Source organism: Brachybacterium fresconis, assembly GCF_017876515.1.
Lineage (GTDB): Bacteria > Actinomycetota > Actinomycetes > Actinomycetales > Dermabacteraceae > Brachybacterium > Brachybacterium fresconis.
Window position 1 is genome coordinate 3,375,395 of record NZ_JAGIOC010000001.1, and the last position, 26,362, is coordinate 3,401,756.

Here is a 26,362-nt window from a genome sequence, read left to right on the forward strand (position 1 = left end):
CGGGCGAACGAGCGCCCTCACCAGCTGGACTTCGTGACGCCGGGCAGCTCGCCGCGGTGAGCCGCCTCGCGGAAGCGGACCCGCGAGAGCCCGAACCTCCGCAGATGTCCGCGCGGCCGGCCGTCGATCGCGTCGCGGTTGCGCAGACGGGTCGGGCTCGCATCGCGCGGGAGGCGCTGCAGAGCGCGCTGCGCCTGGAGCCGCTCGGCGGTCGAGCTGGCGGGGTCCTTGACGGACCGCTTCAGCGCCGAACGCTCCGCGGCGTGCTGGGCGACGACCCGGCGGCGCCGGGCTTCGGCCGCGATCTTCGAGGTCTTGGCCATCAGCGCGTCTCGTGGAACTCGACCACGCCGCGGACCTTCGGATCGTACTTACGCATGACCAGGCGGTCCGGGGTGTTCCGGCGGTTCTTCGTGGTCCTGTAGGCGGTGCCGGTGCCGGCACTCGAGCGCAGCGTGACCGCGCTGCGCACATCGGTCTTCCTGGCCATGGCTGCTCCTTCCGGGAGAGGTGAGGCGGTGGGAGCTCGGGAGGGTCCCGTCGGCTTGACAGCACCGCGTGGAGGACGACGATACTACTTGTTGAGAATCGTTATCGTCAAGCAGGAGAGGTGGTGGCGCCATGCAGGGCGTCCCGGGTTCCGGTCACTTTCAACGACACGAGGGAGGTGTGTATTCCGTGCCTGTCGCGGTGGTCACCGCCGTCGATGCTGTGCTGCGGGACGCGCAGGTCGCGAGCCTGATGCTCGACGCCGCCGGCGTCATCTGCCTGCGCTACGAGGTCCAGGCGAGCACCTCCTCGCTGCGCCGGCTCGTCCTGTCGGCCGAAGGTGTTCTCGAGCACGAGCAGGTCGATCTGGATCACCCCTGCGTCTCCTGCGCCATGCGCGAGGACGCGGTGCCGACGCTCGGCCGCCTCGCGCAGATCCCGGATGTCCGCGCCATCGTGCTCGCCCCGCCGCTGAGTGCCGACCCCTCGGTCGTCGTCGGCACGCTCCGCCCGCATCAGGGGGACTGGCATCTGGCGAGCGCGGTGAGCGTGATCGATGTCGAGGCGGCCGTCGAGGACCTGCTCGGCGAGGACACCCTGGCCGAGCGCGGCCTGCAGTGGGCCGTCGGGGACGCCCGCAGCGTCGGCGAGGCGCTCGCCGCGCAGATCGAGTACGCCGAGCAGCTCGTGATCGACGGGGATCCCGCCGGCCCCGGGGCGGAGCTGGTCGAGCATCTTCGGGCTCCCGAGCAGCGACTGCTTCAGGGGCCCTATGCTCTCGGGGCGGACGAGGCGCTGGAAGGCCGCCTGGATCATCTGATCGCTCTGCGACGGCGGGACGCCCGGTACGTCGAGCCGTACGGCGGGCCGACGGAGCACGGCACCTGGACCCTCGACCTGCACTCCGAGCGGCCATTCCATCCCCGGCGTCTGCTCGAGAACATCGAAGCCCTCGGGGCCGGACGGCTGCGCGAGCGCGGCCGCTTCTGGGTCCCCGATCGTCCCGACAGCATCTGCCAGTGGGACGGGGCCGGAGGGCAGGTCTCGATCGGCGCCGTGTGGCGGACCGGCCGCGAGCTGCCCACCACCCACCTCGTGGTCACGGGCGTCGACGCGGCCGACGCGGAGCGCGTCCGGACGGCGTTCGCCCGCAGTCTGCTCACCGAGCGGGAGTGGTCCGCGGGCCTCGAGCTCTGGCTCGGGACCGAGGATCACCTCGCGCCGTGGCTCGGGGAGCGCGACGTCCGGGTCTGATGCTCCGCGGATGGCGGGCGGTCGGGTGATCTGCGGGTCCCGGCCGGTCGGGCCGTGCGGCGCTGCGCGTCACCGCGGCCGGACCGGCAGGGCGGGTCGATCGGCGAGGAGTCGCACGATGGGGCGCAGCGCCGTTGCGATGCTGAGCACGCGCAGCAGGAGGTCGCGCCCGGTCGCCAGTGCGCGACCGCGCCGGAACATCAACCGCGCCAGGCTGCGCGAGGTGTCCTGTGCGGTCTCGACCCGGGGCCGCTGGGCGCTCTCGTAGGCGGCCAGCGCCTCGCCGATCGTCTCGGGCGTGGCATCGCGCAGGTGGGAGGCCAGCACCCAGGCCGATTCCAGCGCCATGCCGGCGCCGATGCCGGCGGTCGGCAGGAAGCCGGCCGCCGCATCTCCCAGCAGGACCGTGCGCCGCGTGGTCCACCAGGCGGCACGGACGTCGGCGAGCGGCCAGAAGAACGGATCCTCTGCTGTGGCGACGGCCTGCAGCGCGTCCTCGATCCGCGGCGGCACGGTCCCGAGCCTGCGACGGACGACGTCGGTGAAGGCGGCGGGCCGACGTCCGGTCTCCTCCTCGGGGCCGCCGACGAAGGCGCCCAGCGCGCCCGGCACCGGGTACGTGCCGACGAAGAAATCGTCGCCCCACAGCTCCTCGCCGAGGCCGGAGTCCGCGTCGGCAGGGGTCCACACGACCCAGCCGCCCCAGCCGGTCTCGACCCGATCCAGGGGCGCGGCACCGGAGAGGAGGTCGCGGGTCCGGGAGCCGATCCCGTCGGCGATCACGGCGGCGTCGACGCGGAGCGTCCGGGTCGCGCCGTCGCTCTCGAGGATGGCGGTGAGTCCGTCGGGGTCCTCGTCGAGGCCGGTGACCGTGGTGCGATGGGTGACCGCCGCGTCCCCGCCGGCGAGGACCTCGAGCAGGGTGCCGCGGGTCAGTCCCCGGTAGTCCCCGTAGCGGCCGATGACGTCCTCGAGTCCGTCGGTGCGCAGGGAGCGGCCGGAGTGCGCACGGAACCGGAAGCGGTCCAGGGCGACGCTGCGGGCGAGGTACTCCTCCCGGACGCCGAGATCAGCGATCGGTCCGTCGGCCAGCGGCATGAGGGCCACCATGTAGCCGTCGTCCGCCTCGGGTGCCCGGCGCTCGACGAGGATCGGGTGGTGGCCGTCGGCGCGGAGCAGCTGGGCCGCGGCGAGGCCCGCGACCCCGGCGCCGACGACGAGGATCCTCAGGTCGTCGTGGCGGGCGGCGTCGTCCTGGTCGTCGAGGGGGATGGTGCGGATGGTCATCGGGACCTCCAAGGGTTGTGGACCGGGTGGTCCACTCACGGTACGCCGGAGTGGACCACCCGGTCCAGTGCCTTTAAGGTGGGGTCATGGCGAAGAGCGGGCTCTCGAGGGTGCCGACGGCGCGACGTGCTGCGCTGGAGGCCGCGGCGGTGGCGGAGTTCTCCGCCGCGGGGTTCCGCGGGGCCTCGCTGAACGCGATCATCCAGTCCGTCGGGATGAGCAAGAGCTCCTTCTATCACGTCATCGACTCGAAGGCGGATCTGTTCGAGCAGATCGTCGCGAGCCTGGCCGCGAGGGTCGCGGAGCGCCTGCGTCCACCGGACCCGGAGAGCTTCGCGGGCCCCGCGTTCTGGGACGGGATCGACGAATTCGTCGCGCGCTTCGCCGAGCTGGCCGCCACCGATGCCGATCTCGCGGCCCTCGGGCGGATGTTCTACCTCTCGGACGCGCCGGATGCGGGTGACCCGTCCTCCGGCGCCGCGGGAGCCCGCCCCGCGCTGCTGGCCGACGTGCGGGACTGGGTGGACGCGGTCCTCGCCGTGGGTCGGCGCGGCGGGCACATCACGGAGACGCTGCCTCGGGACCTGCAGCGGCACCTGGTCTTCGCGGTGGTGCGGGCGATGGACGAGTGGAGCGTCGCGCATCTCGCGGAGCTCGGCCCGCAGGCCGTGCGGCAGCTGGCCACGGCGGAGTCCGAGGCGCTGCGCGGTCTGCTCGAGCCGCGTCGGCGGGAGGGTCCGGACTGAGCCCACCCGAGGCTCGAGTCTCCGGATTGAGTCGACCCGATGCGCGAGGCTCTGGACGGAGTCGACCCGAGGCTCCAGACCGGGCCGGCTCGAGGCCCGAGGCTCACGGTCGAGTCGGCACGACGCCCGAGGCCCGAGGTCGAGTCGGCACGACGTGCAGGTCCGATCACCGCGCCCGGCGGACGAAGCTGCGGTGCGCGAGGATCGTCAGCGTCAGCAGTGTCGCGACGCTGATCAGCCCGATCAGCAGGTGCCCGGCCCCGCTGGTGGTCGCATCCCAGGCGGTGTGCAGCACGATGGCCCCGACGTACGCGCAGGCCAGCGCCAGCACACCGCGACCTTTGTGGGGCGATTCGACGAGGTACCACAGCGCGGCACAGATCGCGCCGGTCCAGGCGACGTGGCCGGCGGGCACGAGGATGCCGCGCAGGATCAGCGTCACGTCGAGGGCACCGAGCCCGCCGTTCCTGGCCAGCAGTGCGTTGAAGCCGTAGCCCATCGTCTCCAGGACAGCGAAGCCGGTGCCGGCCGCGATCCCGATGACGATGCCGCCACCGCGTGTGGACCGGTGCGCCAGGGCCAGCACGATCAGCGGGATCACCAGTTTGGCGGTCTCCTCGATCACCCCGACCAGCAGGATGGAAGCCCGGCCCAGGAACAGCCCCGCGAGGGACTCCACGAGTCCGGCCGCGCAGATCGCGAAGAGCCCGCCGAGGGTGGCGGTGACCAGGATGGTCGACGTGGGGACGATCGCCCCGGCCCGGCTGGTCTGGGCGAACAGCAGGACCGTCAGCGGGATCGTGACCGCACCGACCAGCAGCACCGTCGGCAGCATGGTGGGGTTCCTGGTCAGCAGCATGATCACGAAGGTGACGATGTAGGCGAGGACTCCTGTCGCGAGGACGAGGGTCCATGAGAAGCGCAGGTACCAGGGGTAGGTCGGCACTGAAGGGGCGGGGGGTGGCGTCTGCGCTCGTGCCGTCGGCCGGGCGGCCGGCCCCGGAGCCGTCGGCCGGGTGGTCGCCGCCGGAGCGGTCGGGCGGGGAGGTGGTGCGTGGGGCGCAGGCGCCGCAGGGGTCTCGGGTCCCGGAGGTATCGAGGACATCGGACGATCCTTCCTGCGGCGGGATCGTGCCCGTCCACCCGAGGCGAGGCGTCGTCGGACGGCGGCGTCGATCCCAGTATGCGCCTGCAGCCGGGCTCCGCGCTCGGCCCGCGTCCCCGCTCGCAGTCCGTGACATCCGCCGTCAGTTTCCGGCATCCTCCCGGTGCCCCCGCCGGGCCGCGGGGTCCACGATCATCAGGACGTCTGCCGGGCCGCCCTCGGCGCCGAAGGCGTGGGGGAGCATGGTGTCGAATTCGGCGCTCTGATTCGTCCGGACCCGGTGGCGCTGCTCGCCCAGCAGCAGCATGAGCGTGCCGGAGAGGACCACCAGCCATTCGTGGCCGGGGTGGGCGCGCATCCGCGAGGGATCCGGGGTCGGTTCGGTCACGCGGCGGCGCAGGATCGAGGTGTCGGGGGAGTGGCGGATCCGCCAGCGCAGCGAGTCCAGACCGTGGTCGCGGATCGGGTGGGAGACGACCTCCTCGGTGGCGATCTCGACCAGCTCATCGAGGCTGGTGTCCAGGGCGCGGGCCAGCGTCACCAGCTGATCCAGCGCGAGACGGCGCTGACCGTTCTCGATCCGCGAGAGCGTGGACTGGCTGATATGGGCGCGGGCGGCGAGATCGCCCAGCGACAGACCCTGCGCGAGACGCAGGGCACGGATCCGACGGCGCACGAGGCCGTCCACGCCGTGGGCACCGGAGCTTTCTTGCGTCATAGGCAAAACTCTATGCGTCTGCGGTATGGCTGTCTACGGTCGGAGCATGCCTCCCGACGGAGGTGCCCGACCACGAGAGGACCCCGATGACCACCCCGCTCACGCCCACCACCTCACTCGCATCCACGTCCGAGAACCGTCCGGTCGCCGACGAGACGCGGCTCGGCACCTCGCCGACGCGCCCGGTCGACTCCCTGACCAGCGCCGCGGCCGAGGACGAGCTGCCCGCCGGCACGGTCGACGTCGCCGTGCTCGGCGGGGGCGCCGCCGGCCTCAGCGGCGCTCTGATGCTCGCCCGCTCCCGCCGCAGCGTCGTCGTGATCGACTCCGGCACGCCCCGCAACGCCCCGGCCGAGGGGATCCACGGGCTGCTCGGCAACGAGGGGACCGCCCCCGCCGCCTACCTCGAGCGCGGCCGCGCCGAGGTGCGCCAGTACGGCGGCCTGGTCCTGGCCGGCGAGGTCGCCGCGGCGCGTGCCGCGGATCCTGCGGCCGACGGGGACCTGCGCTTCACCGTCGATCTCGTCGACGGACGCCGCCTCACCGCGCGCCGACTCCTGCTCGCCACCGGCGTCCGCGATGAGCTGCCGGACATCCCGGGACTGGCCGCGCACTGGGGCCGCAGCGTCGTCCACTGCCCCTACTGCCATGGCTGGGAGGTGCGCGATCAGCCGATCGGCATCATCGCGACCCGCCCCGCCTCCCTGCACCAGGCGCTGATGTTCCGCCAGCTCAGCGACGACATCACCGTCTTCGCCGCCGGTCTCGAGATCGACGAGGCGACCCGCGAGCGCTTTGTCGCCCGCGGCGTCCGTCTCCTCGAGGACCCGATCGAGGAGATCGTCGACCGGCCCGACGGCGCACTTGCCGGGGTGCGCCTGGCCGGCGGCGAGGTCGTGGCCCGCAGCGCCCTCGCGGTCGCGACCGAGCTGTCTCCGCGGATGGAGGGTCTGGAGGACCTCGGGCTGCGGCTCGAGGAAGCCGGCGGCGGCATGGGCCAGAAGATCGCCGCCGGGTTCGCCGGGGTCAGCGAGGTGCCCGGGGTGTGGGTCGCAGGCAACGCTGCGGAGCCCAGCGCCCAGGTGGGGCCGTCGGCCGCTGGCGGTGCGCTCGCCGGGGGCCACATCAACGGGATGCTGGTGATGGCCGACGCGGACGCCGCGGTCGCTGCGCAGAAGCAGGGTGCCGTGGTCTGATCTGCCGGACCCGACCCTGGGTGCCATCGAGCACGTGGTCGCTCCTTCGTCGGCGAACAGGCTGCGCTCATCCGTCTCGACGACGGCTCGGTGAGCGCGACCCGGGAGCACAACGACGTGGTCGCGGTCGACCCGCGCACCGCATCGGACCGCCCGTCCGGGCGCTTTGGGAGGGGTGGGCTCGGACAGCAGAAGGCCGACCCGCCCGGTGATCCGGAGGGGTCGGCCTCGTCGTGCATCACTCCGGGCCCGCGAGATCGCGGAGCCCGTGGGTGGGGTGGTTTCGCTCAGCGACGGCCGGCGGGGGCCGCCTTGCGGCGCCGCGCGGAGCCCTCGCCGCCTCGTGCTCGCGACAGGTGGGCGGCGGAGGAGAGGTCCACGTCGATGACGGGGTAGATGTTCCCGTCCTTCCAGGTCGTGGTGTGCTCCGAGGTGCGGGTGGAGCGGGTCAGGTACCGCAGGTCCGCGCTCTGGTCGCGGAAGACGACCGTGCGGGTCTCAGGATGTGTGGTCTTCTTGGCGTGCGTCATGGTCTTCATCGTTCTCCTTCGTCGGCCGGGGCCGACGGTGTCTGTGCCCGACGCGAGGTCGGGGCGGATGTTCGGGTGCTGGGGGTTCCCAGCGGGAGGCGGCCGGTGCGTCCCGAGTGGGAGGGCCGCGGTGTTCCGCCTGTCGGCGGTCACGCGGCGCGGGGCGCAGGCCGTGCGTCTCAGGTCCGTATCGCGCTGCCACCGTGGCGGCACGCCGGGCCGAGCTGTCATGGGGCGGATGAGTGGATGATCCGCACGGAGGACTCGCGGCCCGCCGGGAGGCGGGTGCTCGGTCCGTCCGCGGTGCGGATTCCCGCCACCGATGACAGCGTCAGACGCTACCAGAGATCAACGGCCCGGGTCACGGGTTTATTCCCGACCTCGACGGACTCGTCCTCAGCGTGGTGGTGCCGGGTGCGGTGCCTGACGGGGTGGGGTGGTGCCTGGTGCGGTGCCTGACGGGGTGGGGTGGTGCCTGGTGCGGTGCCTGACGGGGTGGGGTGGTGCCTGGTGCGGTGGCCTGATGGGGTGTAGCGGTGCTTGGTGCGGTGGCGTGACGCGATTGTGCGCTGTGCTTCCGTGTCTGGAAGCACAGCGCACAATCGCGTTCTGTCGGGGTGGGGCCGATCTCCTCAGGGGCGCTCTGTCCGGGCCAGGCTGCTCAGAGACCCGGGCCAGGCTGCTCAGAGACCCGGGCCGGGCTGCTCAGAGCGTCAGCAGCACCTTGGTGGCGCGGCGCTCGTCCATTGCCCGGTAGGCCTCGGCGGCCTCGGCCAGCGGCAGGGTGAGGTCGAAGACCTTCCCGGGGTCAATCTTCCGGTCCCAGATCAGCTGGATCAGCTCGGGCAGGTAGCGGCGCACCGGGGCCGGGCCGCCGTGGAGGTGGACGGCGGAGAAGAACAGCTCGCCGCCGGGCAGCTGGACGTCGTGGGAGACGCCCACGAAGCCGACGGACCCGCCGGGCCGGGTGGAGCGGATGGCCTGCATCATCGACTCCTGCGTGCCGACGGCCTCGATCACGCTGTGCGCGCCGAGCCCGTTCGTCAGCTCCTTGATGCGGGCCACGCCCTCGTCACCGCGCTCGGTGACGATGTCGGTGGCGCCGTACTCGCGGGCCAGCGCCTGCCGATCCGCATGGCGGCTCATGGCGATGATGCGCTCGGCCCCCATCTGCTTGGCGGCCAGCACGCCCATCAGTCCTACGGCGCCGTCGCCGACCACGGCGACGATCCTGCCCGGTCCCGCCTGGGCGGCGTCGGCCGCGAACCAGCCGGTGCCGAGCACATCGGAGGCGGCCAGCAGCGAGGGGATGAGGTCCTCGGAGGGCCGGCCGGGGGTGGCGACGAGGGTGCCGTCGGCGTAGGGGATGCGGGCCTTCTCGGCCTGGGTGCCGATCTCGCCGTCGACCATGATCGCGTGGACGCAGCGGGAGGGGTGGCCCTCGCGGCAGATCTCGCAGACACCGCAGGAGATGACGAAGGAGCCGACCACGAAGTCGCCGACCTTCAGGGTCTCGACCGCGGCACCGATCTCCTCGACCACGCCCACGTACTCATGGCCCATGTGCTGGTGGTCGGGCTGGTCATAGCCGCGGTAGGGCCACAGGTCGGAGCCGCAGACGCAGGTGGCCGCGATCGTGATGACCGCATCGGTCGGGTCGATGATCTGCGGGTCCTCGCGCTCCTCGACGCGGACGTCGCCCGGGCCGTGCATGATGACAGCGCGCATGATGATGCTCCTTCGATCGGGTGATGGAACTATTGCACGTCTCGACGCGAGTGCTCGGAAGTCTCTGGCGAGACGTGTACCAGCAGGGAACGTCTCGGCTTCCGCGGCCGGTCGCGAGCGGCCCTATCGTGAGCCCATGGACAACAGAGCAGAGGTGCGTCAGTTCCTCATGTCGCGCCGGGCGAAGGTGACCCCGCTGGACGCAGGGCTGCCGGACGGCGGCGGCCGCCGCGTGCCCGGTCTGCGCCGCGGCGAGGTCGCGATGCTCGCCGGGGTCAGCGTCGAGTACTACGCGAAGCTCGAACGGGGCGCGATCGCCGGTGCCTCGGCCTCGGTGCTGGATGCGCTCGCGGCGGCCCTGCAGCTGGACGAGACCGAGCGCATCCACCTGCTGGACCTCGCGCGGGCGGCCGACGGGATCCCCACCTCGGGTCGGCCCCGTCGTCGCAGTGCGGCCGCGCCCGCCCCGGTGCGGCCCGCCCTGCAGTGGACGCTGGATTCGCTGACGGACGGCGTCGCCTTCGTGCGGGACCAGTACCAGAACCTGCTCGCGACCAATGAGCTGGGCCGGGCGTTCTACTCCCCGCTGATCGGGGATGGCACCGGCGGACGGACGCCGAACCTCGCCCGCTTCCAGTTCCTCGACCCGGCCTCGACGGACTTCTACCCGGACTGGGAGCGGTTCGCGCAGATGTGTGTGGGAAGCATGCGGGTCGAGGCGGGCAAGGACCCGCACGACGCCACCCTCCAGGACCTGGTCGGGGAGCTGTCCACCTGCAGCGACACCTTCCGCCGGCTCTGGGGCGCCCATGACGTGCACACCCACGGCTCCGGTACCAAGCGGTTCCGCCATCCCGTGGTCGGCGAGCTCGACGTCGCCTACGAGGAGCTGGCGCTGACGGCGGAGCCGGGGCGCGCCCTGATCGTGTACACCGCGGAGCCGGGCTCGCAGTCCCAGCAGCGGATGCGGCTGCTCGCCAGCTGGGCTGCGACTCGACGGGCCGAGCTGGTGGAGCAGGATCAGGATGCGGCAGCAGAGCGGGAGGCGGAGCGCTCCTGAGTCGCGGTGGCGCCGGCCCGTCCGGCCTCGCCACCGTTGCGAAGTCGGCGGAATGGAGGGTCCGAACCGCCGCAAACGCAACGCTCGGTGCGGGTGCGGGTGCGGGTGCGGGTGCGGGCGCGGGTGCCGATGCGGGCGCGGGTGCCGATGCGGGTGCGGGTGCGGGTGCAGGTGCAGGCGCGGGTGGCGCGCTCTGGAGCATCAGCGCTTCGCGTCGCGCCGGGCCTTGACCCACCCGTCGATGATGTCCCAGAGCGAGCTCCCCACGATCGAGAACACCAGGAGGGTCCCCACGATCCGCATCGTCTCCGGCGTGACCCCGTTGTCCCGGAGCACGACGTCCAGGAACTCCGGATTCAGGAGCATTCCGTTGCCCAGCAGGGTGAGTGCCCAGCTCAGGAACAGCACGGCCAGGGCGGTGTTGAGGACCGCGAACGGCACGGTCCAGCGGCCGCGCACATAGAGCATCGCGGCGAGCCCCACCTCGGCGGCGATCAGCACGAACAGTCCCAGCAGGGCCCAGGGCCACAGCTCGGGGTGCAGGATCGAGATCGATTCCCCGTCGATCCACACGAAGCTGCGGAAGCGGTCCCACAGCAGTGCGCCGATCCCGAGCCCGCCGAAGATCACCGAGGCGATCAGGTCGGCGCGACCGGTGCCCGTCGGGCGCGCCTCGGCCAGCTGATCGACGTCCCATCGATGGCCGGTGTCGGCCCCGGTGCGCTCCAGGACCACGAACACGAGAGTCGTCCAGAAGAACAGGTGGACCGTGGCGGTGATGGTCACGGCGATGGTCTGCCCGATGATCTCGCCGACGTCGGCGCCGGCGAGGACCTGGGCCAGGGCCACCGCGACGGCGACGCAGGCCGGGACGATCGCCAGCAGCAGCTTCAGCAGCCGCCACCACGCGAGGTAGTAGCGGGGTCCGAGCAGGTGCAGCGGGCGGTCGGCGTATCCGGCGGCCAGCGCGGCGGGGTCGCCCAGTTCTGTCAGCGCGGCACGCTCGGCCGCGACGGGGTCCTCGCCCTGGTCCTCGCGGGCCTCGACGGCGTCGGCGATCGAGGTCTCGAGCTCGGCGCGCACGTCGTCCTGGGTCTCGGGAGGCAGCGAGGCGATGGTGGCGCTGATGTAGCGCTCGGTCAGGGTGGTGGCCATGTCAGTGCTCCTCGGAGGGGCCGGGGTGGTCGGCGGACGGGCGGGGTTCGGTGGGGAGGGAGGCGATCGCGGCGGACAGAGAGGTCCACTCCCGGCAGAGGGTGTCGGCCAGGCGAAGACCGTCGGCCGAGGTGGCGTAGAACTTGCGGGGACGGGTGTCCTCGGTGTTCCACTCGCTGGTGAGGAAGCCCTGCTTCTCCAGGCGTCGCAGCAGGGGATAGAGCGTGTTCGCATCCGTCGCGAAGCCGCGCTGTTCGAGCTGTTCGAGCAGGGCATAGCCGTACCCGGGCGTGCGCAGCAGCTGCAGGCAGGCGAGCACGACGGTGCCGCGCCGCAGCTCTTGCAGGTGGGTGTCGACGTGCTCGCTCATGCCCGACACTATACTGTGTGAGGCACACTATTGTCTACGGGTCCGCCCGATGCGCCCCACGACGTGAACGATGGGGCACGACGACCGGCGCGCGGGCAGGCGCTGTGCTGTGGATCGAGAGTGTCGTTCCGGGCGCCTCGGCGTCCGGGGAGGCGCCCAGAACGACACCCTCGATCGCGCTGCGGGCCGGGCGATCTGCGCTGCGGGCCGGGCGATCTGTGCTGAGGGCCGGGCGATCTGCGCTGCGGGCCGGCCGATCGCGCTGCGGGCCGGCCGGCTCAGCTCACGCGCCGGCCGGCTCAGCTCACGCGCCGGCTGACGGGCCGTCCGCGGAACAGGAACTGGGTGGTGCCGTCCTCGGCCGTCGCGCGCTCCGTCGCCACGCCGTAGGTGGCGCTGACCAGCTCGGGGGCGAGGGCCTCGCGGGGCGGCCCGTCGGCCTGCACGATCCCGCCGTCGAGCAGGAGCACGCGGTCGCAGTAGCGGGCGGCGAGGTTCAGGTCGTGCAGCACGACCACGGTGGCCAGACCCCGCTCGCGCACGATCTGCAGCACGTGGTGCTGGGAGCCGATGTCGAGGTGGTTCGTCGGCTCGTCCATGAGCAGCACCCGGGGCTGCTGGGCGAGCGCGCGGGCGATCAGCACCCGCTGCCGCTCGCCCCCGGAGAGTCGGCCGAACTCGCGGCGGGCCAGGTGGCGGGCGCCGGCGCTGTCCAGAGCGTCGGTCGCGATGCTCAGGTCCGCGTCGGTCGTGGACCCGAAGGGGCCGGCGTGGGGGACCCGGCCCAGCAGCACCACGTCGGCGACGCTCAGCGGAACCTCGCCGGTGAGCTCCTGCGCCATCACCGCGATCCGTCGGGCCCGCTGTCGGCTCGTGAACCCGCGCAGATCCCTGCCCTCGAGCCGCACCTGCCCGGCGTCGGGCGTGAGGGCGCGGTGCAGGATCCGCAGGGCGGTGGTCTTGCCGCTGCCGTTGGGGCCGACGAGACCGACGACCTCGCCGGCTGCCACCGTGACGTCGACCCCGCGCAGCACCCTCGTGGTCCCGAAGGAATGATGGAGTCCGTGGGCGGCGAGAACGGGCGCGGCTGCAGGGGCGGGGTGGTCGGCGGATGCGGCGGGACCGCCAGAGGCGGGGCGCCCGGAGGCGGGGCGGCTCGAGGCGGGACGGCCCGAGGCGGGGCTGCCCGGGGCGCGACCGCCAGAGGCGGGGCTGCCCGAGGTGCGGCGGCCCGGGGCGGCCGGGTCGGCGGAGCTCACGTCTCGATCTCGAGCAGCCACTCGTGGATCCTTTCCAGCCCGTCCACGACCAGCGGGGAGGCAGGTTCGGAGAAGTTGAACAGCAGCGGCAGCACCTGCTGGTCCTGGACGGCGCGCAGGGCGGAGAGCTGGTCCTGGGCGATCATCTCCTCGGTGACGTCGCTGCCGTCTCCCTCGCCCTGGTAGAGCACGATGAGCACGTCCGGGTCCGCGGCCAGCAGCGGCTCGGCGCTGATCTCGAACACCCGCTCGGCGGAGTCGGCGAAGGCGTTCTGGAGCCCCAGGGCATCCAGCTGAGCGGTCACCATGCTGCCGGTGCCGTAGGTGTACAGCGGCCCGCCGCCGAGCGAGGGGTACAGCGCCGCTGCGGTCGTGGTGCGCAGGGTCTTCGCGGATTCGGAGACGGTCGCGATCCGCTCCTGCAGGGAGGTGGTGAGCTCCTCGGCCTGCGGGGCGCGGTCGAAGATCTGGCCGTAGGTGCCGATCTCCTCGTACAGGGTCTCGAAGCTCGCCCGCTCGCCGTTGGACCCGCAGAAGACATCCTGGACGACGACCTCCGCGTCGGCCCCGCGCATCGCCTCGCGGGTGACCCCGTCGGGCAGGCCGAAGACGATGTCGGGCCGTTGCGCGATCACCACCTCCTGGTTGATCTGCAGATGCCCGGCCGCGTCGATGTCCTCGCTCAGGGCCGGGATCGCCTCGATCCGGGCGGTGAGGTCCTCGTCGTAGTAGCCGGGCGGGAAGGCTCCGGCGCGGGAGACGACCCGGTCGAGCACCCCGATGCCGTCCAGCGTCGTCACCGGCGCGGACTCCAGCAGCACGATCCGCTCCGGCGGGGCCTCGAAACGCAGCGTCGCCTCGCAGTTGGCCAGCTCGAGCGGGAAGCCGCTCGTCGCGTCGCCGTCCGTCCCGTCGCCGGCGTCGGGGCCCGCGCCGGAGCCTGCGGTGCATCCTGCGGCGGTGAGGCCGGCGAGACCGGCGAGCCCGGCGAGGGCTCCTCGGCGGCTGACGGTCCCGCGCTCGAGGCCGCGGTGGGCGGCTTCCTCGCGCAGGGGGTTCGGGCGGTCGAGCCCCTCGCGCCCGAGGGTCGGGCGATCGGTGGGGTCACCGGGTCGGCGGGGGGAGGGGCGGAGCATCGGGATCCTTCCGACGGAGGCGGGGGAGGAGCGGGTGGGGTCGGCGGACGGAGCCGGCTCAGGACTGCCGGGCATACAGCCGGCGCACGAGGATCAGCAGGAACGGGGCGCCCACCGCGGCGGTGATCACCCCGATGGGCAGCTCGCGCGGTGCCATCACCACGCGGGCGAGGGCGTCGGCCCACAGCAGGAACAGCGAGCCGAGCAGGGCGCTGGCGGGGATGAGCACCCGGTGGCGGGCGCCGACCAGGCGGCGTGCGAGGTGGGGGATCACCAGGCCCACGAAGCCGATCGCCCCGGCGCCGGCGACCGCCGCGGCGGTGCACAGCGAGACCACCACCAGGAAGCCGATGCGGGCACGGTCCGGGGAGATGCCCAGGCCATGGGCGATCTCGTCGCCCGCGCTGAGCGCGTCCAGGACGCGTGCGCCGAGAGTCATCACGGCGATCCCGAGGCCGGCGGCGAGACCGGCGATCAGCAGGAAGGCGTTCCACTGGGCCAGGGCCAACGACCCCAGCATCCAGAACATCACCGAGCGCGAGCCCTCGGCGGAGTCCGAGGAGAAGATCAGCAGGTTGGTCACGGCCGTCAGCGCGTAGCCGACGGCGACCCCGGACAGCAGCAGCCGCAGCGAGCTCACGCGGCCGCCGGCCCGCGCGATGGCGAACACCAGCAGGGCAGCCCCCAGAGCGCCGACGAAGGCCAGAACGGACTGGGCGTACTGTCCCAGGGCCGCGCCGGCGCCGAACAGGATCGCCGCGGCCGCGCCGGTCGAGGCGCCGCCGGAGACCCCGAGGATGTACGGGTCGGCGAGCATGTTGCGCACCATGGCCTGCAGCGCCGCCCCGCAGATCGCCAGGCACGCCCCGACCGCCGCACCCATCAGCACCCGCGGCAGGCGCACGGCCTGGATGATCGCATCGGTCGTGGGGTCGGCTGCCGGGGCGCCGGTCAGTCCGAGGTGGCCGGCGATGACCTGGGCGGTCGTACCCGGCGGAATGGACACGGGGCCGATGCCCACGCACACCACCAGGCTGATCACTGTCGCGACGGCGAGCAGCACGAGCAGGACCGTCGAGCGTCGGGCGCGGGCCCGGACGCCGAGGGGGTCGCGATCTCTGCGCGGGTCACGGGAGTCCAGAGGGCCGCGGCCTGCCGACCCGGCAGGGGGCGGAGGCTGCGGGCCCGACGTCCGCGCGCTGGTGGCCGGTGTCGACACGGGGGTCCTTCCGACGGTGATACTTGAAGGATCCTACAAGGATGCGGGGAGGCCGGCTGCCGTGGTTGCTCCACGTCGTCGGGCCCGCCGGCTCGAGGTCGTGGCGCCCGGGGCCTCGAGGTCGTCGCGTCCGCAGGCAACCGCGTGCCGGTCCCGTAGGCTTCAGCGGTGCCTGTCCTCGACCTCGTCCTGCTCGCCGTGATCATCGGCGTGGGAGCGGGATTCCAGCGCCTGACCGGCATGGGGTTCGCCCTGGTCGCCACGCCTTTCCTGGTGCTCACCCTGGGGCCGTTCGAGGGGGTGCTGGTGACGAACCTGTGCGGCATCGTCTCCGCCCTGCTGAACCTCACCCTCGTCCACCGGGACGTCCAGTGGCGGCGCCTGGCCAGATTCACCCCGTTCTCGCTGCTGGGGATCGTCGCCGGCACCCTCGTGCTGCTGGTGCTGCCCACGGACCCCCTGGCGATCCTGGTGGGAGTGCTGATCCTGCTCGCGATCGGGGTGACCGTGCTCTTCCGGTCCGGGGAGGTCCGGGACTCGCTGCCGGTCAGCTCCGGCTTCGGCGCCGCCTCCGGGTTCATGAACGTCACCGCCGGGGTGGGCGGACCGGCGCTGGCCGTCTACGCCGTGGCCACCGGGTGGAGCCACCGGCATTTCGCGGCCTCGGCGCAGGCGCACTTCGCCCTGATCAGCATCCTCTCGCTGGCCGCCAAGGGGTCCCTGCCCTCGATGCCCGTCGCCGGCTGGGTGGTGACGATCCTGGCGATCCTGGTCGGGATCGGGGTCGGGGAGAGGCTCGCCGGGCGGTTCGCGGAACGCACCCTGATGCGTCTGGTGATCATCCTGGCGACCGGCGGCGCCGTGATGACGATCGGTCAGGCGCTGGTGTGAGGGCCGGGGTGATGGACGCCGGGGAGGTGGTCCGAGCCGAGCTCGTGCAGCAGGTCATGGGCGAAGCGGTCGGTCAGGTCGTAGCGCACCTCGCGCCCTGAGCGCTCGGCCCGCACCCATCCGGCATCGCGCAGCAGCGCCAGCGCGTGGGAGGTGGTCGAGTCGCTCGCTCCGATCGCGCGGGCGATGTCCGAGCTGCGCACGCCGGGATGGGCATGGATGCAGAACAGGATCCGCAGGCGTCGCGGGTCCGACAGCAGCATCATCCGCTCGGCCAGCTGCTCGAAGCCGTCGGCCGCTGCCAGCAGGGACCTGAGCTCGCCGACGAGCTGCTCGTCGGGAAGGCCGTCGTCGTCGGCCCGCACGTGATGGGCGGCGTCCATGGGGCCAACCTACCCGGCGTCGGGGTGGGCCCGGTCGGAGATAGCGCTCGTTCCGGGACTGTGGCCCCTACACTGTCGCCGACGACCGCGCCCGTGTCCCCTATCTGTCTTGCGAGGTGAGTGCGATGGTCGACCTGCTCTGGGGGATCGGAGGGATGGCAGGGCTCCTGCTCATCGCCGTCGCCCTGTCCAGCAATCGCCGGGCGATCCGGCTGCGCACCGTGATCGGTGCCTTCGCGCTCCAGCTCGGGCTGGGGGTGCTGGTTCTGTACTGGGGGCCCGGCCAGTGGGCGCTGGGGAAGGTATCGGCCGGGTTCCAGGCCGTCATCGACACCTCCGGCGAAGGCATCGCCTTCCTGTTCGGGCCACTGCTGCCGGACGAGGGCAGCATCTTCGCCTTCCAGGTGCTCCCGGTGATCATCTTCTTCGCGTCGCTGACCGCCGTGCTCTACCACTGGAAGATCCTGCCGAAGATCGTCGAGTGGCTCGGTGGCGGGCTCGGCAAGCTCCTGGGCACCAGCTACGCCGAGTCGGTCAACACCGCGGCGAACATCTTCGTGGGCCAGACGGAGGCGCCGCTGGTCATCCGCCCCTACATCAAGCGGCTCTCGCGGTCGGGGCTGTTCGCGGTCATGGTCGGCGGTCTCTCGACCGTCGCCGGCTCCGTGCTGGTGGGCTACTCGCTGCTCGGCGCCCCGCTGGAGTACCTGATCGCCGCCAGCTTCATGGCCGCCCCCGGCGCGCTGCTGATGGCCAAGATCCTGCTGCCGGAGGACGATCCCGAGGCCGTCGCCCGCGAGGCCGCGCTGGTCGCGCGCAGCAGCCGTACGAAGACGAAGGGGGCGGCCGACGACGGCGCGGTCGGAGCCGCGACGGGCAGTCCCGAGAGATCGTCCACGCAGGCCGCCGACGGGGCCGATACCGCGGCCACCGGCACCGTGGGCCTCGCCGACGGGGCCGACACCGCGGCCACCGGCACCGTGGGCCTCGCCGACGGCTCGCCCGGTGCCGGCGGGACCGACGCCGCAGAGCGCGGTGCCGGGGCAGCCGGGGGAGGGCAGGACCGCCGGGACGACGACCGCGACGAGGAGGATGACCTCGAGGAGCTCTCCTACAGCAACGTCATCGATGCCGCTGCGGGCGGTGCGGCCGACGGCCTGAAGCTGGCCCTGAACGTGGGCGCCATGCTGCTGGCCTTCATCTCCCTGATCGCGCTGATCAACCTGCTGATCGGTGTCGTCGGCGGCTGGTTCGGCGCCGGGGACCTGACCTTCGAGCAGATCCTGGGCTGGGTGTTCGCCCCGGTCATGGCGATGATCGGTGTCCCTTGGGACGAGGCTGTCGCCTCCGGCAGCTTCGTCGGCCAGAAGATCGTGGTCAACGAGTTCGTGGCCTTCGCCGACTTCGGCCCGCAGATCGACTCCTTCAGCCCCAAGACCGCCGCCATCATCAGCTTCGCCCTGACCGGCTTCGCGAACCTCAGCTCGCTGGGCATCCTGCTGGGCGGGCTGGGCGGGCTGGCCCCGGAGCGCCGTTCCGAGATCGCGCAGCTCGGGCTGAAGGCGATCCTGGGCGGCACCCTCGCCAATCTCATGAGCGCCACGATCGCCGGCATCATGCTCTCCTGAGCGTGAGCGGGTCAGGCTCTGTCGGTGGGCACCCGGTCTGTCGGTCGGCGGGCACCCGGTCCGTCGGCGCGCTCCCGGGTGTGCTCAGGCGCGGTCGCCCAGGTCCACGATGTGCTCGGGCAGGCGCTCATTGCTGCCGTACATGAAGTGGTTCTCCATGCGCTCGGAGAAGCGGCTCGCCTCGGTGGTGCGGCCCACGGCCTCGGCGACCTCCCGGATGTGGATGGGGGCGGCGCCGCAGCACACGCCCAGGTAGTTCACGCCCAGCTCGAACGCCTCCCGGGCGAAGGCCCCGATCTCGTAGCGGTTGGTCAGCAGCGGATCCAGCGCGGTGGGGAACGTCCGACCGTGCGGAGAGGGGACGGAGGCACGGACGTCGGAGAGGTTGAAGAAGGTGGGTTCCTCGGCCGTGGTCCGGTACGGGATCGGCAGTGCGCCGACGTGACAGGAGACCGCCTCGCGGATCCGGCGCAGCCACGGCAGCATCGTGCCCGGCCCGCGGAAGCAGTTCAGCCCCACCACGTCGGCCCCGCCCTGCTCGAGACGCTGGGCGGTCTCGACGATCCCCACCCCGTCGGCCATCTCCTGGAACGCCATCGGAGCGAGCGTCAGCACCACCGGCAGTCCGGAGGCCTTCGCGACCTCGAGCGCCGTCAGCGCCTCGCCGGCGAAGTAGAAGGTCTCGCCGATGATGAGGTCGGCGCCCTCCTCGACGGCCCAGCCGACCATCTCCTCGAACATGGACCGCACCTCGGCCTGACGGGCCGGATCCTCCGGGTCCCAGATGTTCGAGTTCGAGATGTTGCCGGCCATGAGATTGCCCGGCACCCGGTCGGCGACCTGGCGGGCGATCTGCAGCGCGGAGCGGTTCAGCGGTTCGAGCAGCTCCTCCTTGCCGATCACGCGCATCTTCTCGCGGTGGCCGTTGTAGGTGAACGCCTCGACGATGTCGGAGCCGGCGCGCTGGAAGTCGACATGCAGGCTCCGCAGCGCCTCGGGGAACTCGAGGGCGACCTCGGGGACGAACTCCCCGGCGGTGAGGTAGCCACGACGCTCGAGCTCGAAGAGGAAGCCTTCGGCGCAGATCACGGGGCCGGCATCGAGGCGGTCGGTCAGCACGTTCTGGGTCATGGTCGTCTGCTCTCGGTCGACAGGGGAGGGACGTCGGTGAGCGTAATCGCGGCGTTCGCGCGCGTCTGCGGTTGTGACCGAGCGTGAACGGGGGCGTCCGGCCGTGACCGGGGGCGGCCGGGCGGCGGGAGCGCCCGCCGCCCGGCCCTCTCTCAGAGCGCTGCGGCCACGCTCTCGAGCGTCGCGGCGAAGGGGTCGAAGTCGGCCGGCATCGGCTCGACCTCGGCGAAGGTGGAGTCGATCTCGACGATCGATCCTTCGGCGATGGCGGTCTCGATGCCCACCATGATGTCCAGGACGTGCGCGGCGATCTCGCCCTGGGCGCGGTGCGGGACGCCGGCGCGGATCGCGCGGGCCATCTCCAGCACTCCCAGGCCCCGTCCGGTGGTGGCACCGGTCGCGGGCACGTCGGTCGCCGCATCGCCGCGGTAGGCGGTCAGCGCGGAGTCGCCGTCGAAGACGTTGGGGTCCGGGAACGCGAGGGTGGCCTCGGTGCCGTAGACCTCGACGAAGCCGGTGCGGGTGTGGGGGGAGTCGAAGCTCAGCAGCACCGTCGCGTTCTGGCCGGAGGCGAAGCTCAGCAGCGCCGAGACCTGCGTGGGCACGGTGACGTCGAAGACCTCGCCGGCCTTGGGGCCCGAGCCGATGGTGCGCTGGGTCCGGGCGCGCGAGCCGACGGCGCTGACCGAGACGACCGGGCCGAGGGCGAGCACCAGGGTGGTCGTGTAGTACGGGGCGATGTCGTACAGCGGGCCCGCGCCCTCCTGGAACAGGAAGGCGGGGTTGGGGTGCCAGGACTCGGGGCCGGGGGACTGGAACAGGGTCAGCGCGCTGGCGGGGGTGCCGATCGAGCCGTCGCGCAGGGTGCGCAGACCGGTCTGGATCCCGGCGCCGAGCACGGTGTCGGGGGCGCCGCCCACGCGCACGCCCGCGGCGTCGGCCGCCTCGAGCAGGGCCGTCGCGTCGGCCGGGGCGGTGGTGATCGGCTTCTCGGTCCACACGTGCTTGCCGGCGGCGACGATCTGGCGGGAGACCTCGGCGTGCGCGGTGGGGATCGTCAGGTTGATGACGATCTCGACGTCGGGGTGGCCCAGCACGTCCTCGGTGGTGCCGGAGGCCGCGATGCCGAATTCCTCGGCGCGCTGCGCCGCGGCCTCGGGCAGCAGGTCGCCGATGATGTGCACGGTCACGTCCGGGAAGGAGGTGAGGTTCTCGAGGTACTGGCCGGAGATGGTGCCGGCACCGATGATGCCGACGCCGACGGGGCCGGCCTGGGTCTGGGGGGTCATACGGAGTCTCCTTCGTGGTGCGGGGGAGCGGTCCCGGGAGCGGGACGCACGGTGGTCGGGCGGACCGTCGGGCCGCCCGCGCCGGGTCAGGCGGCGACAGCGCTGCGCAGGTGGGTGAGCGAGGCGCCGATGCCCTCGAACATGTCCCCGGCGTAGTCGTCGAATTCGATCACGCCGTAGGCCGCGCCCGCTGCGGCGTCCAGGGTCGCCGCCAGCGGCATCGCCCCGGTGCCCAGCGGCAGCTGCGCGGCGGGATCCTCGGAGAGGTCGCCGTCCTTGAGGTGGACCAGCTGCACGCGGTCGCCGAGCGTGCCCAGCAGCGAGGGGACGTCGGCTCCTCCCACCGCAGCCCAGTAGGTGTCGATCTCGAGGACGACCTGCGGATCCAGCTCGTCGGCGAAGAGCTCCAGGGCGCTGCGGCCCTCGAGCCGGGAGGCCAGCTCGATGTGATGGTTGTGGTAGCCGACGCGGATCCCGGAGGCCGCGGCCGCCGCGGCACGCTCGTTCAGCCTCGCCGCCAGGGAGCGGACCTTTCCGGCATCGGCCCAGTCCTGCGCGTTCCAGGACGGGTCGATGAGGTAGTGGACGCCCACGGCGCGGGCGGCCTCGAGCACCTCCTCGAAGTCCGTGTCCTCGCCGAGGAAGGACTGGTGGGCGCTGGGGAAGGCGATCGGGAAGCGTGACCGGGCGGCGACCAGCTCGTCGCGGAACTCGACGAGGCGGTACGGCTCGGCGTGGGTGAATCCGAGCTCGACCAGGCGAGCCACGGTGCCCGGGAAATCGGCCGCGAGGGCGTCGCGGACGCTGTACATCTGGACGGAGAATTGCACGGGAGTCCTTTCGGTGCGAGGTTGGGGGCGGTGGCCGCGGGGCTGGACTGGGTGCGGTGGGGCTGGACTGGTCGGGTGGGGGTCAGCAGCAGATGGGGGACGCCGGCGGAACGTGCTGTCGATATATGTCGCGCCGTGTCGCCGGCGCCCCCCCCTGCCGAGGTCACTTCACGGCGCCGGCGGTCAGGCCCGCGACGAAGTTCTTCTGCATCATCAGGAAGCCGGCGACCACCGGGATGCTCACCGCGAGCGAGGCGGCCAGCACCTGGTTCCAGTACACGTTGGTCTGCGTGGAGTACTGCTGCAGGCCCACGGCCAGGGTGCGGGTGTCCTCGGTGGTCAGCACGGAGGCGAACAGCACCTCTCCCCAGGCCGTCATGAACGCGTAGATGGCGACGGCGACGATGCCCGGACGGGCGGCCGGCAGGATGATGCGCAGCAGGATGGTGAGGTTTCCGGCACCGTCGACCTTGCCGGCCTGGTCGAGCTCACGCGGGATCCCGTCGAAGTAGCCCACCAGCATCCAGATCGCGAACGGCAGCGAGAACGTCAGATAGGTGATGGTCAGGCCGATGCGCGTACCCACCAGCGGCACCCCGAACATCGTGTCGATGTTGACGAAGATCAGGTACAGCGGCAGCAGGAACAGCACCCCGGGGAACATCTGGGTGGACAGCACCGTGGTCATGAACGGCCCGCGGCCGTGGAAGCGCCAGCGCGAGACGGCGTAGGCGGCCAGCGTCGCCACCGTCACGCTCAGCAGCGTCGCCGCCAGCGTCACGATCAGCGAGTTCATGAAGTACCGCGCCAGCGGCACCGTCGACCACATCTCGATGAACGGCTGGAACGTGATGGTGCTGGGCAGCCAGGAGAACCCGGCCTGCACATCGCCCAGCGGCTTCATCGAGGTGGTGATCATGACGTACAGCGGCAGCGCCACGAACAGGGTCAGTCCGATCAGCACGATGGTGCGGAAGATCTTCTCGCCGGTGGTCTCACGCATTGCGCTTCTCCTTCTTCCACTGGGTGAAGTAGAGGTACACCAGCGACACCGCCAGCAGGAACAGCAGCAGCAGGACGCTCATCGCGCTGCCCACCCCGAAGTCCCAGGACAGGAACGAGGCGTTGTAGATGTGGAAGCTGATGAGGTCACCGGCCGGCGGCTGGGCGCTGCCGAACAGCACATAGGGGGTGTTGAAGTCGTTGAACACCCACAGGAACATCACCAGCAGCATGGTCTGGTTGACCGGGGCGAGCATCGGCAGCGTGATCGAGCGCCACTGGCGCGTCGGCCCGGCGCCGTCGATCGCGGAGGCCTCGTAGAGCTCGCCGGGGATCGACTGCAGGCCGGCCATGAACATGAGGAAGGCGAAGGGCCACATCCGCCAGATCGCGACCACCACGACGGAGACGAAGGCGTTGTCGCCGATCAGCCAGAACGGGGCGTCCTCGAGGATGCCCAGCTGGTCCACCAGCACGTGGTTGATCACGCCGGTGTCCCGCTGGAGCATGAAGTTCCAGGTGATCACCGAGGCGTACAGCGGCAGGGCGTAGGGGATCAGGAACAGGGTGCGGAACACCCCCCGGCCGCGGAAGGGCCGCTGCAGGGCGACCGCGGCCGCCATCCCCAGGCCCCAGCTCAGGCCCACCACGAGTGCGGTGAACCCCACGGTGACCAGGAAGGAGTTCAGCAGCTCCTGGCCGACGGGGGTGTTCAGGTCGATCGCGATGGAGTAGTTCTCCAGGCCCACGAAGGGGGCCTCCAGCCAGCGGCGGATGAAGAACTTGGTCAGCTCCACGAAGCTCATCCAGAACCCGGTGGCCATCGGGATGATGTGGATCAGCAGCTCGAGCAGCACCGCGGGGGCGATGATCAGGTAGGGGAACAGGTGACGCCGGGGCCGGCGCGGCGGCCTGGCGTCGGGACGCTTGGGAGGCGTCGTGGTGTCCTCCGGCGCGGTCAGACTGGACATGGGGGCTCTTCTCGAGGTGGGGTGGCGGGCGCACGGCGGCCGACGGGGCATCGCCCCGTCGGCCGGTGGGACCTCAGGCGCGGATCGAGTCCTGCGCGGTCTGCATGGCCGTCGTGACGTCCTCGCGGGTGACCGTGCCGCCGGTGGCGATGGTCGCGAACATCTCGTTCATCGCCTGGCCGACGGTGGTCTCGTACTGGTCCTCCCAGGGCACCAGCGGCAGCGGCTCGGCGCGCTCGGAGTAGATCTCCATGAACATGTCGGCCTGCTCCTCGTCCTCGGTGAAGGTCGGCGTGCCGTCGACCAGCACCGGCAGCGAGGCGAAGGGCTTGCCGAGCTCCTCCTGCGTCTCCGGGGAGGTCATGAACTTCATGAACTGCAGGGCGCCCTCTTCGTTCCCGGTGTCCTTCATGGCGGCGAGGTTGATCCCGGCCAGGTGCGAGGCGCAGTCGCTGACGGCATCGGCGGGGGCCGGGAAGGGGATGGCCTTGAACTGGTCCGGGGTCATGCCCTGCGACTCGATGGTGGCGTTGGCGTTGTTCTGGTTGATGATCATCGCGGCCTTGCCGTTGGCGAAGGCGGTGACGGACTTGGTGCCGTTGTCGAACTGGGCGTTGGAGGGGTCGACGACCTTGTCCGTCTGCATCAGGTCGAGGTAGCGCAGGATGCCGTCGATGACGCCGTCCTCGGTGAAGGAGGGCTTGCCGTCCTTCGTGTTCAGCGCGGCACCGTTCTGGGTGGCGTTGATGAAGGCGAAGTGGTTGTTCTCCGTGTAGGAGCCGGCTGCCAGCGACATGCCCCAGACGTCGCCCTCGGGATCGGTCAGGGCCTTGGCGGCCTCGACCATCTCCTCCCAGGTGGTGGGCGGCTCGATGCCGGCATCCTCGAACATCTTCACGTTGTAGTACATGCCGTAGGCCAGCCCGTACAGCGGGATGGACGTGGGATCGGTGCCCTCGGCGCCGCCGGTGGCCAGGGCCGCCGGGACGTAGCGGTCGCGGCCGCCGAGCGCCTCGAACTGCTCATCGCCCAGCTCCAGCAGGCCGCCGGTGGCCTGGAGGCTCACGCCCCAGGTGTTGCCGATGTTGACGACGTCCGGGCCCTGCCCGGAGGTGATCGCGGTCTGGATGCGGGTCTGCAGATCGCCCCAGCCGATGACCTCGAGCGACACGTCGATGCCGGTCTCCTCGGTGAACTTCTCCAGGACCGGGGTGAGCACCTCCTTGTCGTTCTCGAGGCTGGTGCCCTGGTTGGAGGCCCAGTAGGTCAGGCTGTCGGAGCTCGAGCCGGAGCCGGAGCTCGATCCGCAGGCGGCGAGGCCGGCGGCGCCGGCAGCGGCGAGAGGGGCAGCGGTCAGAAGGGTGCGGCGTCGCATCGGGGTTCTCCTTGGTGCACCGTCATCGGTGATCGGTTGCGGTAGCGAAGAGCGCGCTCGGCTCGGGGGAGCGGTGCGCGGCAGGCCGGAGGCCAAAGTGCTTAATCGATTCGAACTTAATCGATTCGGCGAGTATGGCCCGCCGACGGAGCGGGTGTCAACAGGTGGGTGTCACAGCACGGTCACGGTCCGTGACGGGGCCTTCGCGTGCGGGGTCGGGCGGATGCGCCGGGTGGCGGTCGGGCCGACGCGCGGTCCACGACGGCGGGCGGAGGCACCGGTTGATGGGTGCGCCGGGTGATGGTCGGCCGACGCGCCCCGGCGCGCCGAACGGACGCGCCGCGCCGCGTCAGTCGGCGGTGGTGGAGCGGCGCGGCACCAGCGTCGCCGGGGGATTCTGCAGGGCGGTGCCGGCGGCGACCTGCCCGTCCAGCCGGCGAGCGAGCAGGTCCCCGGCGGTGCGGCCCATGTCGAAGGGTCGACGGGACAGGGCCGTGATCGCAGGGACCGTGACCTCCGCGATGAGGGAGTCGTCCCAGCTCACCACGCCCAGCTCGGAGGGGACCTCGATCCCGCGGGCGACCGCGGCGCGCAGGGCGCCCAGGGCGATCAGGTCGCTCGAGGCGATCACGGCCGGGCGGGCGCTGAGGGTCCGGTCGGCCGCGTCGAAGGCGCGGGAGCCGGCCTCGATCGTGTAGGTGCCGGAGGAGTGGGTGTGGGGGATGCCGTGGCCGGCGCACAGCTCCTGCAGCAGTTCCAGGCGCCGCCGCTCGTGGGCGAACTCGGAGGGGCCGGTGAGCTGGATGCAGCCGTCGTAGCCGCGCTCGACGATGTGGTCCACGACGGTGCGTGCGTCGTCGGCCTCCGCGGTCATGACCTTCACGAAGTCCTCGGGGCCGACGTAGTGGCCGATCACGGCGAAGTCCATGGCCAGCGACTCCAGGGTCGCGGGGCGATGATCGTGCTCCGCCAGGTCCAGCAGCACCACGCCGTCGACCCGGCGCTGGTGGGCCCAGGTGCGGAACACCTCAACCTCCTCGTCGGGTCCTCCCCGGACGAAGCGCAGCAGCAGCTCGAAGCCGTGGGCGCTGATCGCCGACTCGATGCCGGCCGTCACCGCCGAGTAGAACGGCTCGCGGGAGACCTCTTCGGGGTCTCTGACCAGCACCAGCCCGATGTTCCCGCTGCGACCGCGACGCAGCGCCTGGGCTCCCGAGTGCGGGGTCCAGCCCGTCGCGCGGGCGTGCTCGAGGACGCGCTCGCGCATCGCCGCGCTCACCCCGGGCTTGTCGTTGAGCGCGTAGCTCACGGTGGCGGGGGAGATGCCGAGGTCGTGGGCGATCGTGGCGACCGTCGGGCGGGAGTGCTTTCGCGGCGTAGGCATAGGCGCTCTTTCGGGTCGAGGAGCAGGAGCATCCGGCGTCACGCCGTTCGGCGCATGGCGCCCCCAGGCGGGCGAGCGCGCTGGTCGGAGCCGAGCGCGGTCGTGGGTTGCGCACATGATAGGTCTGCACCCGCTCGACGACCGATTGGTCCCTCGTGCGGAGCCGTGCCGACGGGACCGTAGGATCGCACGACGCCGCGCGCTGCTGCGTCGCCCGGTCCCGAGG

The 26,362-nt window shown here is 71.9% G+C and carries 26 protein-coding genes; 6 read left to right on the forward strand and 20 right to left on the reverse strand.

Features of this window, described 5'->3' with window-relative positions:
- Positions 1-17 precede the first annotated feature (17 nt).
- Together rpsN and rpmG are read right to left on the reverse strand one after the other, a co-directional pair.
- Positions 18-323 (reverse strand): 30S ribosomal protein S14, encoded by a 306-nt coding sequence (gene rpsN, locus JOF44_RS15015; protein WP_209893109.1) that lies wholly within the window; start codon positions 321-323, stop codon positions 18-20.
- Positions 323-490, reverse strand: a complete 168-nt coding sequence (gene rpmG, locus JOF44_RS15020; RefSeq protein WP_209893112.1) for a 50S ribosomal protein L33 — start codon at positions 488-490, stop codon at positions 323-325. Before rpmG ends, rpsN begins: the two co-directional genes overlap by 1 nt.
- Before the next feature lie 188 nt (positions 491-678).
- On the opposite strand from rpmG, the gene JOF44_RS15025 reads away from it, so the two are divergent.
- On the forward strand, positions 679-1,743 hold the full coding sequence (locus JOF44_RS15025; protein ID WP_209893115.1) for a GTP-binding protein: 1,065 nt from the start codon (positions 679-681) through the stop codon (positions 1,741-1,743).
- Between the two features lie 69 nt (positions 1,744-1,812).
- Here the strand turns inward: JOF44_RS15025 and JOF44_RS15030 are convergent, their stop codons facing one another.
- Complete coding sequence (locus JOF44_RS15030) at positions 1,813-3,030, reverse strand: FAD-dependent oxidoreductase (RefSeq protein WP_209893118.1); 1,218 nt, start codon at positions 3,028-3,030, stop codon at positions 1,813-1,815.
- 86 nt (positions 3,031-3,116) lie between these two features.
- On the opposite strand from JOF44_RS15030, the gene JOF44_RS15035 reads away from it, so the two are divergent.
- On the forward strand, positions 3,117-3,776 hold the full coding sequence (locus tag JOF44_RS15035; RefSeq protein WP_209893121.1) for a TetR/AcrR family transcriptional regulator: 660 nt from the start codon (positions 3,117-3,119) through the stop codon (positions 3,774-3,776).
- 166 nt (positions 3,777-3,942) lie between these two features.
- Here the strand turns inward: JOF44_RS15035 and JOF44_RS15040 are convergent, their stop codons facing one another.
- Both JOF44_RS15040 and JOF44_RS15045 read right to left on the reverse strand, forming a co-directional pair.
- Positions 3,943-4,722, reverse strand: coding sequence for a PrsW family intramembrane metalloprotease (locus JOF44_RS15040; protein ID WP_209893124.1), 780 nt, complete (start codon positions 4,720-4,722; stop codon positions 3,943-3,945).
- A gap of 301 nt (positions 4,723-5,023) precedes the next feature.
- Positions 5,024-5,599 (reverse strand): helix-turn-helix domain-containing protein, encoded by a 576-nt coding sequence (locus JOF44_RS15045; protein WP_209893126.1) that lies wholly within the window; start codon positions 5,597-5,599, stop codon positions 5,024-5,026.
- Positions 5,600-5,685: 86 nt separating this feature from the next.
- Between JOF44_RS15045 and JOF44_RS15050 the strand changes: the two genes are divergently transcribed.
- Positions 5,686-6,795, forward strand: a complete 1,110-nt coding sequence (locus JOF44_RS15050) for an FAD-dependent oxidoreductase (protein ID WP_209893129.1) — start codon at positions 5,686-5,688, stop codon at positions 6,793-6,795.
- Between the two features lie 287 nt (positions 6,796-7,082).
- Here JOF44_RS15050 and JOF44_RS15055 read toward each other — a convergent pair whose 3' ends face one another.
- Both JOF44_RS15055 and JOF44_RS15060 read right to left on the reverse strand, forming a co-directional pair.
- Positions 7,083-7,334, reverse strand: coding sequence for a 50S ribosomal protein L31 (locus JOF44_RS15055; protein ID WP_245348967.1), 252 nt, complete (start codon positions 7,332-7,334; stop codon positions 7,083-7,085).
- Between the two features lie 696 nt (positions 7,335-8,030).
- The gene (locus tag JOF44_RS15060; RefSeq protein ID WP_209893133.1) at positions 8,031-9,053 is read right to left on the reverse strand and encodes a zinc-dependent alcohol dehydrogenase family protein; all 1,023 of its coding nucleotides are present in this window, start codon (positions 9,051-9,053) and stop codon (positions 8,031-8,033) included.
- 136 nt (positions 9,054-9,189) lie between these two features.
- Between JOF44_RS15060 and JOF44_RS15065 the strand changes: the two genes are divergently transcribed.
- The gene (locus JOF44_RS15065; RefSeq protein ID WP_209893136.1) at positions 9,190-10,113 is read left to right on the forward strand and encodes an MmyB family transcriptional regulator; all 924 of its coding nucleotides are present in this window, start codon (positions 9,190-9,192) and stop codon (positions 10,111-10,113) included.
- 201 nt (positions 10,114-10,314) lie between these two features.
- Here JOF44_RS15065 and JOF44_RS15070 read toward each other — a convergent pair whose 3' ends face one another.
- From JOF44_RS15070 to JOF44_RS15090, 5 genes are all read right to left on the reverse strand, one after another.
- Positions 10,315-11,268: a permease prefix domain 1-containing protein gene (locus JOF44_RS15070; RefSeq protein WP_209893138.1), complete on the reverse strand. Its 954-nt coding sequence runs from the start codon at positions 11,266-11,268 to the stop codon at positions 10,315-10,317.
- Position 11,269: 1 nt separating this feature from the next.
- Positions 11,270-11,638 carry a PadR family transcriptional regulator gene (locus tag JOF44_RS15075; RefSeq protein WP_209893141.1) on the reverse strand — a complete coding sequence of 123 codons (369 nt, stop codon included), beginning with the start codon at positions 11,636-11,638 and terminating at the stop codon, positions 11,270-11,272.
- 299 nt (positions 11,639-11,937) lie between these two features.
- Complete coding sequence (locus tag JOF44_RS15080) at positions 11,938-12,897, reverse strand: ABC transporter ATP-binding protein (RefSeq protein ID WP_342591805.1); 960 nt, start codon at positions 12,895-12,897, stop codon at positions 11,938-11,940.
- On the reverse strand, positions 12,894-14,033 hold the full coding sequence (locus tag JOF44_RS15085) for an ABC transporter substrate-binding protein (protein WP_209893144.1): 1,140 nt from the start codon (positions 14,031-14,033) through the stop codon (positions 12,894-12,896). The genes JOF44_RS15080 and JOF44_RS15085 overlap by 4 nt, the downstream gene beginning before the upstream one ends.
- 58 nt (positions 14,034-14,091) lie before the next feature.
- Positions 14,092-15,252: a FecCD family ABC transporter permease gene (locus JOF44_RS15090; RefSeq protein WP_342591806.1), complete on the reverse strand. Its 1,161-nt coding sequence runs from the start codon at positions 15,250-15,252 to the stop codon at positions 14,092-14,094.
- Between the two features lie 168 nt (positions 15,253-15,420).
- On the opposite strand from JOF44_RS15090, the gene JOF44_RS15095 reads away from it, so the two are divergent.
- Complete coding sequence (locus JOF44_RS15095) at positions 15,421-16,143, forward strand: sulfite exporter TauE/SafE family protein (protein WP_209893147.1); 723 nt, start codon at positions 15,421-15,423, stop codon at positions 16,141-16,143.
- Here the strand turns inward: JOF44_RS15095 and JOF44_RS15100 are convergent.
- Positions 16,128-16,526, reverse strand: coding sequence for an ArsR/SmtB family transcription factor (locus JOF44_RS15100; protein ID WP_209893150.1), 399 nt, complete (start codon positions 16,524-16,526; stop codon positions 16,128-16,130). The genes JOF44_RS15095 and JOF44_RS15100 overlap by 16 nt on opposite strands.
- Before the next feature lie 125 nt (positions 16,527-16,651).
- Between JOF44_RS15100 and JOF44_RS15105 the strand changes: the two genes are divergently transcribed.
- Positions 16,652-18,154, forward strand: a complete 1,503-nt coding sequence (locus JOF44_RS15105) for a NupC/NupG family nucleoside CNT transporter (RefSeq protein ID WP_209893153.1) — start codon at positions 16,652-16,654, stop codon at positions 18,152-18,154.
- A gap of 84 nt (positions 18,155-18,238) precedes the next feature.
- On the opposite strand, the gene JOF44_RS15110 is transcribed toward JOF44_RS15105, so the two are convergent.
- The 7 genes from JOF44_RS15110 to JOF44_RS15140 form a co-directional block, all read right to left on the reverse strand.
- Positions 18,239-19,285 (reverse strand): homocysteine S-methyltransferase family protein, encoded by a 1,047-nt coding sequence (locus JOF44_RS15110; protein ID WP_209893156.1) that lies wholly within the window; start codon positions 19,283-19,285, stop codon positions 18,239-18,241.
- A gap of 152 nt (positions 19,286-19,437) precedes the next feature.
- Positions 19,438-20,574, reverse strand: coding sequence for a Gfo/Idh/MocA family protein (locus JOF44_RS15115; RefSeq protein WP_209893159.1), 1,137 nt, complete (start codon positions 20,572-20,574; stop codon positions 19,438-19,440).
- Positions 20,575-20,660: 86 nt separating this feature from the next.
- On the reverse strand, positions 20,661-21,404 hold the full coding sequence (locus JOF44_RS15120) for a sugar phosphate isomerase/epimerase family protein (RefSeq protein ID WP_342591807.1): 744 nt from the start codon (positions 21,402-21,404) through the stop codon (positions 20,661-20,663).
- A gap of 163 nt (positions 21,405-21,567) precedes the next feature.
- Positions 21,568-22,407: a carbohydrate ABC transporter permease gene (locus tag JOF44_RS15125; RefSeq protein WP_209893161.1), complete on the reverse strand. Its 840-nt coding sequence runs from the start codon at positions 22,405-22,407 to the stop codon at positions 21,568-21,570.
- Positions 22,400-23,377: a carbohydrate ABC transporter permease gene (locus JOF44_RS15130; protein WP_209893164.1), complete on the reverse strand. Its 978-nt coding sequence runs from the start codon at positions 23,375-23,377 to the stop codon at positions 22,400-22,402. Before JOF44_RS15130 ends, JOF44_RS15125 begins: the two co-directional genes overlap by 8 nt.
- A gap of 73 nt (positions 23,378-23,450) precedes the next feature.
- Positions 23,451-24,752 (reverse strand): ABC transporter substrate-binding protein, encoded by a 1,302-nt coding sequence (locus JOF44_RS15135; RefSeq protein WP_209893167.1) that lies wholly within the window; start codon positions 24,750-24,752, stop codon positions 23,451-23,453.
- Between the two features lie 349 nt (positions 24,753-25,101).
- Positions 25,102-26,136, reverse strand: coding sequence for a LacI family DNA-binding transcriptional regulator (locus JOF44_RS15140; protein ID WP_209893170.1), 1,035 nt, complete (start codon positions 26,134-26,136; stop codon positions 25,102-25,104).
- Positions 26,137-26,362 lie beyond the last annotated feature (226 nt).